The organism is Parvimonas sp. M20 (genome assembly GCF_035282425.1).
In the GTDB taxonomy this organism is placed as follows: domain Bacteria; phylum Bacillota; class Clostridia; order Tissierellales; family Peptoniphilaceae; genus Parvimonas.
The window spans coordinates 112,393-129,731 of sequence record NZ_JAYKBQ010000003.1 but is presented as its reverse complement, the minus strand read 5'-3'; the positions used below and the strand labels follow the sequence as shown (position 1 = coordinate 129,731).

At 26.7% G+C, this 17,339-nt stretch carries 17 protein-coding genes; all 17 read left to right on the top strand.

Annotation, left to right across the window (positions count from 1 at the left end; all coding sequences use genetic code 11):
• Nucleotides 1–68: 68 nt before the first annotated feature.
• The 17 genes from VJI93_RS02710 to mreD all read left to right on the top strand — a co-directional run bounded on the left by VJI93_RS02710 (nt 69) and on the right by mreD (nt 17,339).
• The gene (locus VJI93_RS02710) at nt 69–2,696 is read left to right on the top strand and encodes a valine--tRNA ligase (protein WP_323999074.1); all 2,628 of its coding nucleotides are present in this window, start codon (nt 69–71) and stop codon (nt 2,694–2,696) included.
• Between the two features lie 8 nt (nt 2,697–2,704).
• Entirely contained in the window at nt 2,705–2,905 is a 201-nt protein-coding gene (locus VJI93_RS02705) for a hypothetical protein (protein ID WP_323999073.1), read from the top strand.
• Nucleotides 2,883–3,404 (top strand): hypoxanthine phosphoribosyltransferase, encoded by a 522-nt coding sequence (gene hpt, locus VJI93_RS02700; RefSeq protein WP_323999072.1) that lies wholly within the window; start codon nt 2,883–2,885, stop codon nt 3,402–3,404. Before VJI93_RS02705 ends, hpt begins: the two co-directional genes overlap by 23 nt.
• Nucleotides 3,405–3,409: 5 nt before the next feature.
• Nucleotides 3,410–4,141, top strand: coding sequence for a class I SAM-dependent DNA methyltransferase (locus VJI93_RS02695; protein ID WP_323999071.1), 732 nt, complete (start codon nt 3,410–3,412; stop codon nt 4,139–4,141).
• A gap of 81 nt (nt 4,142–4,222) precedes the next feature.
• On the top strand, nt 4,223–5,488 hold the full coding sequence (locus tag VJI93_RS02690) for a DUF819 family protein (RefSeq protein WP_323999070.1): 1,266 nt from the start codon (nt 4,223–4,225) through the stop codon (nt 5,486–5,488).
• A gap of 2 nt (nt 5,489–5,490) precedes the next feature.
• A complete protein-coding gene (locus tag VJI93_RS02685) occupies nt 5,491–5,916 on the top strand; it encodes an OsmC family protein (protein ID WP_323999069.1) in 426 nt (141 codons plus the stop codon).
• A 113-nt stretch (nt 5,917–6,029) separates the two neighbouring features.
• Entirely contained in the window at nt 6,030–7,403 is a 1,374-nt protein-coding gene (locus VJI93_RS02680) for a hypothetical protein (RefSeq protein ID WP_323999068.1), read from the top strand.
• Between the two features lie 97 nt (nt 7,404–7,500).
• Complete coding sequence (locus VJI93_RS02675) at nt 7,501–8,718, top strand: ABC transporter substrate-binding protein (RefSeq protein WP_323999067.1); 1,218 nt, start codon at nt 7,501–7,503, stop codon at nt 8,716–8,718.
• Between the two features lie 8 nt (nt 8,719–8,726).
• Entirely contained in the window at nt 8,727–9,428 is a 702-nt protein-coding gene (locus VJI93_RS02670; RefSeq protein WP_323999066.1) for a GTP-binding protein, read from the top strand.
• Nucleotides 9,421–10,425 carry an ATP-binding cassette domain-containing protein gene (locus tag VJI93_RS02665; protein WP_323999065.1) on the top strand — a complete coding sequence of 335 codons (1,005 nt, stop codon included), beginning with the start codon at nt 9,421–9,423 and terminating at the stop codon, nt 10,423–10,425. The genes VJI93_RS02670 and VJI93_RS02665 overlap by 8 nt, the downstream gene beginning before the upstream one ends.
• Before the next feature lie 165 nt (nt 10,426–10,590).
• Nucleotides 10,591–12,999, top strand: a complete 2,409-nt coding sequence (locus VJI93_RS02660; protein WP_323999064.1) for a peptidase U32 family protein — start codon at nt 10,591–10,593, stop codon at nt 12,997–12,999.
• Between the two features lie 239 nt (nt 13,000–13,238).
• Nucleotides 13,239–13,607 carry a NusG domain II-containing protein gene (locus VJI93_RS02655; protein WP_323999063.1) on the top strand — a complete coding sequence of 123 codons (369 nt, stop codon included), beginning with the start codon at nt 13,239–13,241 and terminating at the stop codon, nt 13,605–13,607.
• A complete protein-coding gene (locus tag VJI93_RS02650) occupies nt 13,607–14,107 on the top strand; it encodes a Gx transporter family protein (RefSeq protein ID WP_323999062.1) in 501 nt (166 codons plus the stop codon). The genes VJI93_RS02655 and VJI93_RS02650 overlap by 1 nt, the downstream gene beginning before the upstream one ends.
• Nucleotides 14,094–14,957: a RadC family protein gene (gene radC / locus VJI93_RS02645; protein WP_323999060.1), complete on the top strand. Its 864-nt coding sequence runs from the start codon at nt 14,094–14,096 to the stop codon at nt 14,955–14,957. Before VJI93_RS02650 ends, radC begins: the two co-directional genes overlap by 14 nt.
• A gap of 13 nt (nt 14,958–14,970) precedes the next feature.
• A complete protein-coding gene (locus VJI93_RS02640) occupies nt 14,971–15,993 on the top strand; it encodes a rod shape-determining protein (RefSeq protein WP_323999058.1) in 1,023 nt (340 codons plus the stop codon).
• Nucleotides 15,986–16,849, top strand: a complete 864-nt coding sequence (gene mreC, locus VJI93_RS02635) for a rod shape-determining protein MreC (RefSeq protein ID WP_323999056.1) — start codon at nt 15,986–15,988, stop codon at nt 16,847–16,849. Before VJI93_RS02640 ends, mreC begins: the two co-directional genes overlap by 8 nt.
• Nucleotides 16,842–17,339 carry a rod shape-determining protein MreD gene (mreD, locus tag VJI93_RS02630; RefSeq protein WP_323999055.1) on the top strand — a complete coding sequence of 166 codons (498 nt, stop codon included), beginning with the start codon at nt 16,842–16,844 and terminating at the stop codon, nt 17,337–17,339. The genes mreC and mreD overlap by 8 nt, the downstream gene beginning before the upstream one ends.

Genomic DNA, 17,339 nt, shown 5'->3' with positions numbered 1-17,339 from the left:
AAGTCACTAGATGAAAAATTTAGTAATTTTACATTTATTTACATTATATTTTTATATAAGGAGGTTTTATGAAAAATTTAGAAAAAACTTATAGTCCAAAAGATTTTGAAAATAAAATTTATAGTAGTTGGTTAGAAGATAAAGATTTTGTTGCACACGTAAATCTTGATAAAACACCATATACTATTGTTATGCCACCACCAAATGTAACAGGTAATTTACATTTAGGACATGCACTTAATAATACTATTCAAGATATTGTAATCCGTTGGAAAAGAATGAGTGGTTATGAAGCTCTTTGGGTTCCAGGGACTGACCATGCATCTATATCCACAGAGGCGAAAGTTGTTGAAAAAATTAAAAAAGATGGTAATTCTAAGGAAAAACTTGGAAGAGATGGATTCTTAAAAGAAGCGTGGGATTGGACAGATAAGTATGGGGGAAATATTAAAAATCAATTAAAAACATTAGGAGTTTCTTGTGATTGGTCAAGAGATGCATTTACTTTAGATGAAAATTTATCTAAAGCGGTAGAAGAAGTCTTTATAAAAATGTACAATGATGGTTTAATTTACAGAGGAGATAGAATAGTAAATTGGTGTTGTAATTGTGGAACTGCTATTTCAGATGCTGAAGTTGAACATGTTGATGAGGACGGAAATTTTTATCATATTAAATATTTCTTTAAAGATAGTGAGGAATATTTAACAATTGCAACAACGAGACCTGAAACAATGCTTGGAGACCTTGCTGTTGCTGTACATCCTGATGATGAAAGATATAAGGATAAGGTAGGCAAGACTTTAATTTTACCTATTTTAAATATTGAAATTCCACTAATAGCAGATGAGTATGTTGATATGGAATTTGGTACAGGTTGTGTTAAGATTACACCTTCTCACGATCCAAATGATTTTGAAGTTGGAAGTAGACATAATTTAGGTCAAAAGCTTATTATGGACCATGATGGTAAAATTGCTAAAGGATTTGGAAAATTTTCTGGTTTGGAAAGAGAAGTTGCAAGAAAAGAAATTGTAAAAGAACTTAAAGAAACTGGATATTTGATTAAAATTGAACCACATAATCATGCCGTAGGACATTGTGAAAGATGTAAGACAATTATTGAACCAATTATATCAAAACAATGGTTTGTTAGAATGAATGAATTAGCAAAGCTTGCTAAACAAGCATATTTAGATGGAAAGTTAAATATTATTCCTGAGAGATTTGGAAAAGTTTATATAAATTGGTTAGATAATATTAAAGACTGGTGTATTTCTCGTCAATTATGGTGGGGACATAGACTTCCTGTATATTATTGTGAAGAAACAGGAGAAGTAATTGTAACTAGAACAGACCCAAAAGAGGAAGGAAAAACTTTTATAAGAGATGAAGATACTTTAGATACTTGGTTTTCTTCCGCATTATGGCCTTTTTCAACTTTAGGATGGCCTAATGAGACTGAAGATTTAAAATATTTTTTCCCAACTAATACTTTGGTTACTGGATATGATATTTTATTTTTCTGGGTTATTAGAATGATGTTCTCAAGCTTATACAATCTTAATGAAGTTCCTTTTGAAAATGTATATTTTACAGGATTAATTAGAGATGAACTTGGAAGAAAGATGAGTAAATCATTAGGTAACGGTATAGATCCAATTGAAATAATAGATAAATATGGTGCAGATGCTTTAAGATTTACATTAGTTGGAGGAAATACTCCTGGAAATGATATGAGGTTCTATGAAAAAAGAGTAGAATCCAATAGAAATTTCGCTAATAAACTTTGGAATGCGTCAAGATTTGTTCTTATGAACTTAAATGATGAAGAAGTTTATAATATTGATTTTAGTAAGATAGAAATTGAAGATAAGTGGATTTTAACTAGATTAAATAGAACCATTGAAGAATTAGCAGAAAATCTTTCGAAATTTGAGTTCGGCTTAGCATCAGCTAAAATTTATGATTTTATCTGGAACGAATTTTGTGACTGGTATATTGAGTTTTCTAAAACTAGATTATATGGAGATAATCTTGATAAAAAAATTGTTGCAAAATCTGTTTTAGTATATGTTTTGAATAATATTCTGAAATTATTACATCCATTTATGCCATTTATAACAGAAGAAATATATTCTTTTATGCCTAATGTTAATGAAAAACTTATCAATGCAAGTTTTCCTATATATGATGAAAATAGTATGTTTATAGAAGAAGAAAGACAAGTTGAAAACTTGATTGAAACTATCACAGCAATTAGAAATAAGAGAAGTGAAAAAAATATTCCACCTTCAAAAAAATCTGATTTATATTTTGTTCCAAGTAGTGAATTAACTAAAAAGTATACATCTACATTAGAGCATTTATATAGATTCTTGGCATGTTGTTCTAGAGTTATAGTAATGGATAGGGACGAAGAAATTGCAAATTCTATGGTTGTAATTTGTAATAATCAAAAAATTTATATTCCGTTAGATGGATTGGTGGATTATGAAAAAGAATTGGAAAAATTAAATTCAGATTTACAAAAATATGAAGGTGAAATAAAAAGGGCTTCTTCTAAACTTTCAAATGAAAAGTTTGTTAATAATGCTCCAGAAAAAGTTGTCAATGAAGAAAGAGAAAAGTTGAAAAAATATCAAAATATTCATGATGAAATTTTATCGAGCATTAAGAAAATTAAGAATGATTAGGTGATTATATGAAAATTGATTTTAATGTAATATTTATGACTTTTTTAATTATAATACTTGTTAGTATTCAATATACTTTAAATAAAATATTAATGATTTTAAAAGAAATTAAAGACACTGAGAAAAAGAAAATAGAGTTTGAGAAAAATAAAAATGATAAAAAAATTCCAAAGGAGGACTATTTTGATGAACAAAAGAGAGGTTACTAGATTTTCAAGAGAAGAAATTGCCAATAGAGTAAAAGAACTTGGCAAACAAATTTCAAAAGACTATGCTGGTAAAGATTTAGTGGCTATTGGTCTTTTAAGAGGTAGTTTTGTTTTTCTTGCAGATTTAGTCAGAGAGATAGATGAACCTATAGTTGTTGATTTTATTACTACATCTTCTTATGAGCATTCAGAAATTTCAACAGGTACAGTTAATATTATTTCTGATTTCAGGGAAGATATTGAAGGTAAAGATGTTCTTATTGTAGATGATATTATGGATTCAGGAAATACATTAAAAAATATTAGAGAATATCTTTTAAAGAAAAATCCAAAAAGCATTAAAACTTGTGTTATGCTTGATAAACCTTGTAGAAGAGAAGTCGATATAGTTCCTGATTATTTTGGTTTTGAAATTGAAGATTGGTTTATAGTTGGATATGGTCTTAACTATGGTAATAAGTATAGAAATATTCCTTATATTTTTTCTTATGAGGATTAATAAATATGTATGATAAATTTTCTTATATTTATGATGAATTAATGAAAAGGCAAGTAGATTATAATTTACTTGCCTCTAATGTTATACAAATTTGTATAAATAATAACGTGGAAGTAAAAAACATCTTAGAATGTGGAATGGGCAGTGGAAATTTAACTACACAATTTTTAAAACGAGGAATTAACGTTGATGGTTTTGATATTTCCGAAAATATGTTATCTATTGCGTATAATAAGTTGATTGATTATAATAATGTTAATATTTTAAAAGGAGATATTAGGAATTTTATTTCTAATAATAAATATAGCTTAATATGTTGTTTTTTTGATGTTTTAAATTATTTGAAAAATATTAATGAAATAGATTTGTTTTTACAAAATTGTAAGAGACAAATGGATGAAAATTCAATTTTAATGTTTGATATAAATTCTGAATTTAAATTAAAAGAATATTTAGGGAATAATACTTTTGTTGTTGAAGAAGAAGATATATTTTATGTTTGGAGAAATAGTCTTTATAAAAAGTATATTGATTTTGAAATTGATTTTTTTATAAAAAATGAAAAAAATACCTATGAAAAAATTAAAGAAAGACAAAGGCAGTATATTCATTTGGAAAATGATATACTAAAATCAATTGCTAAAAACAACTTTAAAATTTTAGAAATTTTAGATTTTGAAACTTTTAAGAACAATAGTAAAAATAGCTATAGAATACTGTATGTCTTAAAAAAATGAGTTTGACAAATATAATTGATAAGTATATAATATATAAGGATTGTGAAAAGCATTCCATATATTTTATAGGAGGTATTCTTTATGTTATATTTCGCTCAAGAAGTGTCAAAACAAAAATATTGGTCACTTATCAGGATAGATAACACATTAGTATTATTAGCTATTTTATGTGCAATTGCTGCATTTAGTATTTATCTTGAACAAACTTATAGCTGGGCAGGTAAAATTACTGGATGTATTCTAGCTTTAGCTTTTACCATGATTTTATCAAATTTTAGAATTATCCCAGCGGAAGATACAAAGGCATATGATATAGTATGGGGTTGGGTTGTTCCTTTAGCAATTCCTATGTTACTTTTCAAAGCGAACTTAAAGAAGGTTTGGAAAGAATCAGGAAGACTGATTGGAATTTATTTGCTTAGTGGTCTTGGTACAATTTTAGGAGCATTTGTTGCATTTTTCTTATTAAGAAACTTTATTCCAGAACTTTATAAGCTAAGCGCAATGATGGTAGGAACTTATACTGGAGGTAGTATGAACTTAACTGCTATGGCAGATGCATTTCCATTAGGCGATAAAGGACTACTTGGCTCAGCTGTAGTAGCCGACAATTTGTTTATGGGAATTTACTTTGTAAGTTTAACAATTATTCCTACAATGAAATTTTTTAGAAAACATTACTCTCATCCTTATGAAGATGAAATGGAAAAATTGGGTTCTGCAGGAGAAAATAAAGCAGCTCAATTCTGGACTAAAAAGGATGTTTCTCTGTTGGATGTTGCAAAAGTTGTTTCTTTTTCATTTGCAATAGTTGCAATTTCAACAGAATTAGGAGGATTTATTTCAGGATTTAAGCCAGAAACTAAAACTATGGGACCATTGTTAAAGTTTTTTGTTGATTTAATATTCGGGTTGATAGGCAGTAAATATCTATTAATGACTACTATTACAGTTATTTTAGCAACATACACAAAAATTTTGGCTAAAGTTTCCGGTGCTGAAGAAATAGGTACATTCTTAATTCATATTTTCTTTGGTGCAATTGGTGCACCAGCATCTATTGAAATTATTTTAATGAAAGCGCCTTGGTTATTAGTATTCTGTGTTCTTATAGTAGTTATAAATATGATTGTTTCATTTATTTTTGGTAAGATTTTTAAATATTCAATTGAGGAAGTTTGTATTGCATCAAATGCTAATATAGGAGGGCCAACTACCGCTGCAGCACTTGCTATTGCAAGAGGTTGGAATCAATTAGTAGTTCCTGCAATGCTAGTTGGAATTCTAGGATATGTTATTGGTAATTACTATGGTGTATTTATTGGTAATATATTAAAGTTGTTCTAGTTATGATTTGTAGTATAAGATTAGATAAAGATGGAGAAATGATTTTATCAAGTAATGGCCAAGAGATAATAACGCATAGTTCAAAATGTAAAGAAGTGGATTCAGGCTACATGTCTCCAGGAGCTATGTTTATGGGAGCTCTTGCTGGTTGCAAAGTCTTGACTTTTATTAAATCTTCAAAATTTTATAAAATAAAATTTGAGGATTTAAGTATTCAAGTTGAAGCTGATGTAGTAAATACTGATAATATCGAAAATACTCCTTTTAAAAATCAAGTATATTCAGAAATCAGGACTAAGTACTCACTAAAGACAGATGCAAGTATCGAAGAAATAAAGAAGGCGATTATTCTAGCATCAAGGATTTGTACTGTGAACTTAGCTGTTGATAGTAGTATTAAACAAACACATTCAATTGAATTATTATAAAGTTATTTAAAATCACAGATAATATTGTCTGTGATTTTTTTATAAAGTATTATAATCTTTACAACAATATGTATTAATGATATAATAGCACATATAAAAAGTCGGAGGAAAATATGAAAAATAAATTTTTACTCATATTATTATTGTTTTGTTTTTTATTTAGCAATACATATAATATTAAGGCAGAAAAGACTAATTTAACTGATAATTATAGAATTTATGAACTTTTTAATTTGTCTGACACTAAAAATTTAGAACTAAATGGTGAATCTACAATAGACTATTCTAATGCAAATACAAATGAAAATAAATTAGATGGAATGTATAAGGCTAATTATACTCTAAAGAGTACAAATAATGAAAGTTCAACTGTAAAGATGGGGATAACTTTTAGTAGTAGTATTGAAAAATTAAGTAAACTTTCAATTAAAATGGATGGAGCAGATGTTCCCTATTCATTAAAGTTTTTAAATGATAAATTTAAATCTCCAACTGGTACTGAATTTTATAAAGAGATTATAAATAATGTAGATTCTCCGACTTATGAACCAGTAAACTTTAAAAAAGAAGATGTTGGGACTTTGAGAAAATTTAATTTAGAATCTAATAATGTAGAGAATTTAAAATATGAAATTACAATAAAATATTCTACTGATAATACTAAATTATTTTTATCTGGAGGAGAAGATGTCAAGATTGAAGAGAATAAGAATAATAAAACTTTAGTTTTAACTCATGAGTTTAGCGGAAAAAGTAAAACTCCTATTTTATATACAATTGGAAAAGATGCAAGTATAACGACCAAGGTATATTCAGGAGATAAACAAGTAAATACTGGATTTAAAGAAAATATAGAAAAATCATCTATTAATGTTGAAAATTTCTTAAAGACTATATTTTTGAGTGAAGTTCCAGAAAATGTTCGTCAAAGATTTTCAGAAGATAATTTATATGAAATATATGTAGAAAATTTTGATAAGATTTTAGGGGGTAGTGGCTATGATAGTTTAGGAGTTCTTAAGTCAACAGCAGATAAACAAATTGTGGCAATCTTTGAAATTCAAGTTGATTCAAAAACTGAAAGAAAATTAAATGTAGAATATCCTATTTCATCAACACTTACAACTGTAAATAATATTAATGTTATGAAGTTGAATTTAGAAAGTTCACCATTTTCTACATTTGATAATTTTAAGAACTTTAAATATAAACTAGTTGGAAATAAAGAATATAAATATATTATTAATTCAAATACTAAATATAATAATACTAAAAATGGTTCAGAAATAACGTTGAATAATGCTCCTACTGAACTTATTACAAATTTAGTTTACAAGGAAAAATATGTAAAAGGGCTTAGTGAAAAAGAGTCAAAATCTTATACTAATTATGAAATCATCATATTAGGAATTTTAGAAATAGTTGGAGTACTATATTTAAGAAATATGTACTTTAGAAATAAAAAAATAAAAAGAAGAAAAAGATAAAATCGAAAATTATTTTCGATTTTTTTCTTTATATTGCATTTGCAACATACATAATCAAAAAATTATTGTAATATTATTATGCAATTAGGAGGTAATTATGAAAAAAATAAATTTTGATGATAAATTATATAATATTTTAAATGGAAATGAAAAACTTTTACAGTTTTTTATAAATAATGGTTTTGATCAATTAAAAAATGAAAAAATGTTAAAAACCATGGGTAAGATGGTTTCTTTAAATATGGCTTTAAAGGTTAGAGGAATAAATAAAGTAGCTTTTGAAGAAAAATTAGATTTATTTTTGAATGATGAACATAGCATTGTTGATAAATCTCTTGAAGAAGAAAAAGTAGTATCAGGAGATGTTATTGTAAAAGGTGTTTTACCATGTCCTTTAAAAATTCCTATTCTTGAGGCTTTTGATAAATTTGTTGAAGAAGAAAAAACAAGGGGTTTAACTATTGGCTACGAATTAAAATCAGCAAATTTAGGTATTGATTGGATTGAAAATGACATAGATTCAGAAAATATTGATAAAGTTGCTGATATTATGATTTCTGCAGGATTTGAATTGTTTTTTGATAAGAGTAAATTTGGAAAATATTTTGATGAAGGAAAATTCTTTATTGAAAATTTAAAAATGAATGATGATTTTGACAATGAAAAAATATGCTTAAGGGATCCAAAAAATATTTATAATATTATTGCTGTAGTTCCTTGTGTGTTTTTAGTTAATGAAAATAATCTTAATGGAAGAAAAATTCCTACTTCTTGGGATGATTTACTTTTTAGTGGAGAGTATACAGATAGTGTTGCAATACCATTATCTGATTTGGATATGTTTAATGCTTTAGTTGTGAATATTTACGCAAAATGGGGAATCAGAGGAATCAAGGCATTGGCAAAGATATATAAAAAGAGTCTCCATCCAGCTGAAATGGTTAAGAAAAAAGGAGATTCAAAAAATAATCCACTTGTTAGTATCACGCCATATTTTTTCACACAAATGGTATCAAGAAGTTCAGCACTAAAAGTTGTTTGGCCTAAAGATGGTGCAATTATTAGTCCCGTATTTATAATGGCTAAAAAAGATAATGAAAAAGCAAAAAAAGTAGTTGAATTTTTTAGAAATGAAAATGTTGGAAAATTGCTTTCTTCAAATGGGAAATTTCCTACTACAGTATATGGTGTAGATAATATGTTGGATAAAGATCATGGATTTTTATTCTGTGGTTGGGATTATATTCACAATAATAATATGGTAGAAATTATGAAAGAGTCTGAAAAGATTTTTAATGAAGAAATTTTAAAATAGAGGTTTGTATGAATTTGGTAGTAGTTTCAGGTCCACCTTCATCAGGGAAGACAAGTGTAATAGTAAAGACAATAGAAAATTTAAAAAATAGAGGAATTAAAGCAGGAGTAGTAAAATTTGACTGTTTATATACTGATGACAATTTAATATATGAAAAAAATAATATTTTAGTTAGAAAAGGACTTTCTGGTGCTTTATGTCCAGATCATTTTTTTGTATCCAATATTGAAGAAGTTGTTCAATGGGGAATAAGCAATAACTTAGATATTTTAATTACGGAATCTGCAGGACTTTGTAATAGATGTTCACCCTATATAAAAAATATAAAAGCAGTTTGTGTTATTGATAATTTATCAGGTATAAATACACCTAAAAAAATAGGTCCGATGTTAAAAAGTGCGGATTATGTTGTTATAACAAAAGGAGATATTGTTTCACAGGCCGAAAGAGAAGTTTTTTCATCAAGAGTTGCATCTGTTAATCCAAGTGCTATAGTTATGAATATAAATGGTCTCACAGGACAAGGAACTTACGAATTAAGTACCTTATTGTATGATGAAAATAATTCAATAAATACAGTTAATGGTATGGAGTTAAAATTTGCAATGCCAACAGCATTATGTTCTTACTGCTTGGGAGAAAAGAAAATAGGGGCGAAATATCAAATGGGAAATATCAAAAAAATGAAATTGGAGGATAAAAATGCGTAATTTAAAAATAGAAAAATTAATTGAAAAATATCCTTTTGTTGAAGTTTTCTTTGAAGAAAATAACTTTGATATTTCAAATAGTAAACATTTGTCATTTGCAGAATATTTACATTCTTTTTCTGAAGATGAAAAAGAAGAACTTGCAATAGACGAAGAACTGCTTTGTGAGTCCTTAGAAATTTATATAAAACAAATGAAAAGTTTTTTAGGAGTTGAAGATGATGAAGTAAATTCAATAACTCTACTTGCTGGTACAGATAAATTTGGAAATAAAGAAAATTATGATGAATTGAAGGTTAATAAATCAGAAATAATTTCAATAGTTGGACCTACAGGAAGTGGAAAGTCAAGACTATTAGGTGATATTGAATGGGTAGCAGACAGAGATACTCCCACTAATAGAAAAATTTTAATAAATGGAAAAGATGCAGACAAAAAATGGAGATTAAGTGCAAATAATAAATTAGTATCTCAACTTTCTCAAAATATGAATTTTGTTATGGATTTATCAGCATATGAATTTATAGAACTTCACGCGAAAAGTAGAATGGTAGAAAACGAAGAAGAAGTAATTAACAAAATAATTGTAGAGGCAAATAAACTTGCAGGAGAAAAATTTGACTTAAATACTCCTATAACTTCATTAAGTGGTGGACAGTCTAGAGCGTTAATGATTGCAGATACAGCAATTTTAAGTTCATCTCCGATTGTTTTGATTGATGAGATTGAAAATGCAGGAATAGATAGAAAAAAAGCATTAGATTTACTAGTAAGTGAAAATAAAATTGTATTAATGGCAACACATGACCCTATATTAGCTTTGATTGCTGATAAGAGAATTGTAATAAATAATGGAGCCATTGTAGCAATACATGAGACAACCGAAAAAGAAAAAGAATTACTTGTAGAACTTGAAAAAATGGATAATGTTATACAAAATTTAAGAAAAGAATTAAGATATGGTAATTCACTTTCAGAGTTTGAAATAACATTATAAATATTTTTCGTTATACAAATTTATCTTATGAACTTTGAAAAATATGTATATTTAATTTTTAAAGGAGAAATTTTAAATTCTCCTTTTTTATTGCAAAAAATGTGGTATAATAAACATGTCTTTACACATTTTTATAAAGATATTATTTTTATTGTGAGGAAAAATATGTTTGAACTTTTATCTCCGGCGGGTTCTATGGACTCCTTAAAAGCCGGGATTCAAAATGGAGCAGATGCCATTTATTTAGGCGGTAACAGTTTTGGAGCAAGAGCCTCTGCAACGAATTTTGACAATGATGAGCTAAAAGAAGCGGTTAAATATGCAAAACTTAGGAATGTAAATATATTTGTTACGGTTAATACATCTATAAAAGAAACTGAAGTTGAAGAATTGCTTTCTTATACAGATTTTTTATATAAAATTGGTGTGGATGCAATAATTTTGTCCGATATCGGAGTTGCAGAAGTTTTAAGAAAAAGATATCCAAATATGGAACTACATGCGTCTACTCAAATATCTGCACATTCTTTAAATGACGTTTTAGAATTAAAAAAAGTTGGATTTGATAGAGTAGTTCTTGCTAGGGAACTCAGTATAGAAGAAATTAAGGAGATTTGTGATAATATTGATATAGACATTGAGGTATTTATTCACGGAGCTATTTGTGTAAGCTATTCAGGTCAATGTCTTATGAGCTCAATGCTTGGAGATCGTTCAGGAAATAGAGGTCGTTGCGCTCAACCTTGTAGACAAAGCTATAAATTAATAAATAAAACAACAGGTAAAATTATTGATGTAAATGGTAATTACTTATTAAGTCCAAAAGATTTATGTAGTATTGAAAATATCGAAAAAATATTGGATACAGGTATTAAATCCTTAAAAATTGAAGGAAGAATGAAAAGACCTGAATATGTAGCAGTTGTTACATCAAGATATAGAAAAGCTATAGACAATTACATAAATAATAAAGTTACAAATGATAAAAAGGCTTTAAAAGAAGATTTAGAAGCTATTTTTAATAGAAAATTTACATCAGGTTATCTTATGAGTAAAAATGGTTCGGATATTATCAATTTAGATAAGCCTAATAATGTTGGTGTAAAAGTTGGAGAAGTTCTAAGTTTCAATCCAAAAAAGAGTAAATTAAAAATTAAATTATCCGGTAAACTTTCAAAGGGGGATGGAATTAACTTAGGTGGAGGAAATATTGGAAGAATAATTAAAAATGGAGAAATTTATGACTGTGGATTAGCAGGAGAAATTGTAGAAATTGATTTCGTGAAAAATATAAAACCTAAAACTCCAATTTATAAAACATCAGATAAACAACTGGTAGATAATGCTAATAAATCATTTAAAGAAGGAATTGAAAATAAAAAGATTAATTTAAAATGTGAAATTTTTATTAAAGTTGGTGAGAAAGCAAAGTTTGTTTTAGAAAATATTGAAGTTTATTCAGACGAAAAAATAGAAAAAGCAAATAATAAAGAAGCTGAAATAGATAAGATTATTGAAAAATTGTCTAAAACTGGTGGAACTCCTTACAAATTCATTTTTGATAATATATTTGTAGATAAAGATGCATTTATTCCGGTTTCGGTATTAAATAATCTTAGAAGAAAAGCGATAGAAAAATATGAAGAGTATAGATTGGATTTTTCAGTAAATAGAATTATTTGTCCTTATGAGGATTCTAGCTATCTAAAAGGTGAAAAAGTCTTTAATGGGAAAATTACATTAAAAGTACATAAAAATTCTCAATTGGATACAATTTTAGAAAATCCAAATGTATCAGAGTTTGTAAAAGAAATTTATACTGAAGATTTTACTTTACTTGAAAAATATTATAATAAATTTAAAACTCTTGGGATAAATATAATTTACAGTGCTTTAGGTGTTATAAGAAATGAAGAGTTTTCTGTGTTAGAAAAATATTTATCCAAAATAAATGGCGAAATTTTTAATAAAGTTCAAATATCAACTTGGGGTTCAAAAAACTTTTTTAAATCAAAATTTGGCACAAAAAAATTCAATATAGATACATATTTTAATATCTATAATTCATATTTGTTGAAATTTTTCGAAAAATATTTTGATGCTGAAGATATAACAATTTCACAGGAAATAAATAAATTTGAAATTAAAAACGTATTGGATAAGTCAAAAGAAAGAAATTCAAATGTTGACATGATAATATACGGTCATACTAGATCAATGCTAACAGAATACTGTGCAATGGGAGTTTTGACAAAAGATTGCCATAAAGATAGACTTTGTGCTGAATGTGCAAGAAGTGATTATATTTTAAAAGATATGGAGAATAGAGAATTTAAATTATTTCAAGATATGTTTTGTAGAACTGAAATAAGAAATCATATTGCTCTTGATTTAAGAGACAATATAAGAGAAATATTTGAAATAGGAGTTGACAGAGTAAGACTTGATTTTACTTATGAGGATTCTAATACTGTTTATAGGATTCTAAATGATTGTATAGAATGTTTAAAATACTCAAAGAAAATAGATTCATTAAATTCTTATAAAGGTCATTATATTAATTCAGTTAGCTAATTTTATTAAATATCAAATTAAGTTAAAAAGTAGTTATTTTTAAATTTTTACAATACTACTTTTTCTTTATTTTAAGTAACATATAAATTATTTCCTGAAAAAAATTTTTTAAAACATTGAAATATAGATAATTTTTTGATAAAATTAATGCTGAGATAAAATATTACTTATTCAAGCCTGATTGAATTTGTGTATATTTAGGAATCTTGATATTTTATAGTACTAATAGGGAAGTGTGTATGAAAAAAGGAGATGTTATTGTTATCTTTACTTTAATTGTTATATTTTGCTTTTCATTTATCTACATAAGCAATAGTTTTATAACAACTGGAGATAAATATATTAGTGTTAAAGTAAACGGAGAAGAGATTAAACAAATCACTTTTGGTAATGAAAAGAAAGTTTATCCTATAAGAACTTCTTTTGGACTTAATATTCTAGAGGTTGATAATGACGGCGTTAGAGTAATAGAAGCAAGTTGTCCTGATAAACTTGATGTTAAATTTGGTAAAATAAATAAAGTTGGACAAGCAATTATTTGTATGCCTAATAGACTTGTAATACAAATAAAATCGAGAAAAACTAATGATTTGGATGTGGTAAATTAGTGAAAGCAAAAAAAGTAGTTTTAATTTCATTATTTGTTTCAGTAGCTTTAATTGTTTCATTACTGGAATATTATATTCCTATTCCTATACCAAATGTGAGATTAGGATTGTCAAATATAATAATAATAAATTCTATTTTATTATTTAGTTTTAAGGAAGCATTTTTTATTTCATTTTTAAAGGCTATTTTATTGGTAATGATTTTAGGAAATCCAATAAGTTTTATATATAATTTTACTGCAGGATTTACAAGTATTATTGTTATGTATTTATTAAATAAGTTTTGTAGTAAATTTTTAAGTTTAATAGGAATAAGTGTTTTAGGTTCTGTTTCCCATGTTATGGTTCAAATACTAGTTTCTATGATTCTTTTAAATACAAAAACTTTGGTTAATTTTATTCCTTTTTTAGGGATGATTGGAATTTTTACAGGCATATTAGTTGGTGTTATTTCAAATTATATGTATAAAATTTTAAGAGGTTATTATGTCAAATTATAATTATGATGATTTTTTAAAAGATTTAAAAGTATTTTTAAAAAATGAAAAAACAAAGGATATGAAATCATTTGAAAAAGAAATTAGAGAAGAAGAAATATCTTTTGGTGATAAAACAATTAATGAAGTAAATAGCTTAAAAAATGTCGAATATAAAGATATTGAAACTTTTACTATTTCAATAAATGAATTGAACGAAACAGATAAGCCAAGAGAGAAACTTTATAAATTTGGTCCTGAAAGTTTATCAGAATATGAACTTTTAGCTATTTTAATTCGAAGTGGTTCAAAAAAAGAAGATGTGTTAACACTTTCAAAAAAACTATGGATATATATGAGTAAATTTCATAGAATTAGTGAGATTACAATTAATGATTTGATGGAAATTGATGGAATTGGCTTGTCTAAAGCATGTAGTTTGGTTTCAGCTTTAGAACTTTTTAAAAGGTTGAATATGAGAGAATGTGTTGATAATTTTTCGTTTTGTTCACCTAAAAGTGTAGCTGATATCTTTATGAACATATTAAGAGATGAAATGAAAGAACATTTTTATGTTTTATTACTAGATACAAAGAACAAAATAATATCTTGGAATGAAATATCCAAAGGAGATTTGAACTCATCCATAGTTCATCCAAGAGAAGTTTTTAAATATGCTTTGAGATATGGAGCAAATAGTATTATTTGTTTGCATAATCATCCAAGTGGAGATCCAACTCCTAGTTCACAAGACATAGATATAACAAAAAGATTAGAAGATGTAGGAGACTTAGTTGGAATTAGATTATTAGACCATATTATAATTGGATATAATAAATATGTAAGTTTAAAAGAAAAAGGATTAATGAGATAAGAGAGGTAAAAAAATGAGTTTTTCGTGGATTTTAGGGGAAGATTTAACTTTAGATTTAGGAACATCTAATACTCTAATTTACTCAAAAAGAAAAGATGGAAAGATAATGGAGCCTTCTGTAGTTGCAGTTGACTTAAATAACTATGAAATTGTTGCAGTTGGAGAAAAAGCAAAAAGTATGGAGGGGAAAACTCCTGATAATATAATAACATTAGCACCTATAAAGGGAGGAAAAATAATAAATTTTGAAATAGCACAGGTAATGCTTACAAATTTATTGAAAAAAGCAAAGTCAACATTTTCAGTTTTTCATCCAAAGGTACATATTGCCATATCTAGTGGAATATCTGAGGTTGATAGAAGAGCTATTGAAGATTGTGTGATTTATTCTGGTGCAAGAAGTGTTGAATTTATTCCAAGTGCAGTTGCTTCTGCGATTGGAATGGGGCTTCCTGCATTAGAGCCATCAGGAAGTATTATAGCTAATGTAGGTGGAGGAACAGTTGATGTTTCATTAGTTAGTTTGGGAGGTGTTGTTGCTTCAAAATTTGTAGATATTGGTGGAGATTCAATAGATTATGATATCATAAATATTGTAAAAAATAAATATGATTTAATGATAGATAAAGAAACAGCTGAATTCATAAAGATTAATTTATCATCATTTATAACTAGTAATATTACTAATAATCTTTCAATATTTGGAAGAGATGTAAATAGTGGAATGCCTAGAAATGCCACAATATATGGAAAAGATATAACTTCTTCATTATTCCCACTTTTTAACGCAGTTATTGATGCGATAAAAGTTATTTTGGAAAAAACTCCTCCATCAATGACAGGAAATGTTTTAAGAAATGGTATATTTTTAACTGGTGGTTGTTCTAAAATTAATGGTTGTGTAGAATATTTGCAAAATGAACTTAGAATAGCAATTAATGTTGTTGATAATCCATTGACTTGCACTTGTTCTGGAGCAAGTATATTGGCTAATAATGCAAGAGCGAAAAATAATAGGAGAAAGAATAATGAATAGATTTAGAAATATTAAAGCAAGAAAAAAGAAAATTTCTTTTTTCACTACAGTAATAATTTTGAGTTCTATAATTTTTTTCAGTAGTAATTCTTCTATTATGAATATTGGAGAAAACGCTATAGGAACCGTAACTAATTCAATTTCAAGAATTGTTTATTCTTCTATCGCAAGTTCAAAAGAGGTTTTTAAAAGTATTTTTGGATCAAAAGCAATTAGAGAAGAAAACGAAAAATTAAAAATTGAAAATGCAGAACTTAAAGAAAAAAATGTAAGTATGGAGAATATTATTGCAAAAGAAGAATTTTTAAAAAATGAATACAATTTGTACTTAAAGAATAAAGAAAATCTTTTAAGTGCAAATGTAATTGCATTGGATAACAATAGTTTGCTTATACGATTTAATATAAATAAAGGTAGTAAAGATGGAGTTAAAGTTGGAGATATTATAGTTCAGGGAACTGTTGGAGAGAATGAAAACACTTATATTAAAGCAGTTGTTGGAAAAGTAATAGAGGTTGGATATAATTGGAGTAAAGTATCTAGTTTAGTTGACTCTTCAAGTAATGTTTCATTTAATGTGGTAAGAACGCAATCATATGGAGCAATAAATGGGCAAGAGAACAATTTACTTTCTGGATTTATGTATAAATCAGATGCAGATGTCGTGGCTGGAGATAAACTAGTTACTTCAGGTAGAGGTGGTGTATTTCCTAGAAATTTATATATTGGAGAAGTTACAGATGTAAATACTTCAGAAAATGGTTTAGAAAAAAAGATAAGTGTGAAATCTCCAGTTGATTTTACAACTTTATTTAGAGTGTTTGTATTAAAAGGAAATGGTGATGGCAATGAATAGATTAAAAGTTGTGTTAATGTTTTTTGCTAGTATAATGATACAAACAGCCATATTACCAAATTTTGGTATATTTAGTTCTAAGGCAAATATGAGTTTAGCATTAGTTGTTGCTATCGCTATGAATTTTGGATCTTATGTATCTGGTTATTCAGGAATTGTTCTTGGTATTATTGAAGATAGTTTGTTTTCAAAAGTAATTGGGATAAGAGCATTAATATATTATATGATTGGATTTATAGTAGGATATAATGAGGACTCTATAAACAAAGGAGATATCCGTTCAGGATCAATAATTACAGTTGTTGCAACATTGTTTTATTGGGTTATGAATACAATAATTTATATGTTTTTAGAAAATTCGTCCTCAGTAGGTCTTATTAAATATTTAAAAGGTCCGATAATTATTGAAATGATTTTAAATGTTATATTATATTTGATATGTAATTATGTTATAAAAAAAGTGTTTAAGAAAAGAAAATTTAGATTTTAG

Excerpts from the sequence above, each read along its gene's own strand:
- VJI93_RS02695 (WP_323999071.1), top strand. The coding sequence starts at position 3,410 with ATGTATGATAAATTTTCTTATATTTATGATGAATTAATGAAAAGGCAA.
- VJI93_RS02705 (WP_323999073.1), top strand. The coding sequence starts at position 2,705 with ATGAAAATTGATTTTAATGTAATATTTATGACTTTTTTAATTATAATA.
- mreC (WP_323999056.1), top strand. The coding sequence starts at position 15,986 with ATGAATAGATTTAGAAATATTAAAGCAAGAAAAAAGAAAATTTCTTTT.
- hpt (WP_323999072.1), top strand. The coding sequence starts at position 2,883 with ATGAACAAAAGAGAGGTTACTAGATTTTCAAGAGAAGAAATTGCCAAT.
- VJI93_RS02710 (WP_323999074.1), top strand. The coding sequence starts at position 69 with ATGAAAAATTTAGAAAAAACTTATAGTCCAAAAGATTTTGAAAATAAA.
- mreD (WP_323999055.1), top strand. The coding sequence starts at position 16,842 with ATGAATAGATTAAAAGTTGTGTTAATGTTTTTTGCTAGTATAATGATA.
- VJI93_RS02640 (WP_323999058.1), top strand. The coding sequence starts at position 14,971 with ATGAGTTTTTCGTGGATTTTAGGGGAAGATTTAACTTTAGATTTAGGA.
- VJI93_RS02665 (WP_323999065.1), top strand. The coding sequence starts at position 9,421 with ATGCGTAATTTAAAAATAGAAAAATTAATTGAAAAATATCCTTTTGTT.
- VJI93_RS02660 (WP_323999064.1), top strand. The coding sequence starts at position 10,591 with ATGTTTGAACTTTTATCTCCGGCGGGTTCTATGGACTCCTTAAAAGCC.
- VJI93_RS02655 (WP_323999063.1), top strand. The coding sequence starts at position 13,239 with ATGAAAAAAGGAGATGTTATTGTTATCTTTACTTTAATTGTTATATTT.
- VJI93_RS02690 (WP_323999070.1), top strand. The coding sequence starts at position 4,223 with ATGTTATATTTCGCTCAAGAAGTGTCAAAACAAAAATATTGGTCACTT.
- VJI93_RS02680 (WP_323999068.1), top strand. The coding sequence starts at position 6,030 with ATGAAAAATAAATTTTTACTCATATTATTATTGTTTTGTTTTTTATTT.
- radC (WP_323999060.1), top strand. The coding sequence starts at position 14,094 with ATGTCAAATTATAATTATGATGATTTTTTAAAAGATTTAAAAGTATTT.
- VJI93_RS02675 (WP_323999067.1), top strand. The coding sequence starts at position 7,501 with ATGAAAAAAATAAATTTTGATGATAAATTATATAATATTTTAAATGGA.
- VJI93_RS02670 (WP_323999066.1), top strand. The coding sequence starts at position 8,727 with ATGAATTTGGTAGTAGTTTCAGGTCCACCTTCATCAGGGAAGACAAGT.
- VJI93_RS02685 (WP_323999069.1), top strand. The coding sequence starts at position 5,491 with ATGATTTGTAGTATAAGATTAGATAAAGATGGAGAAATGATTTTATCA.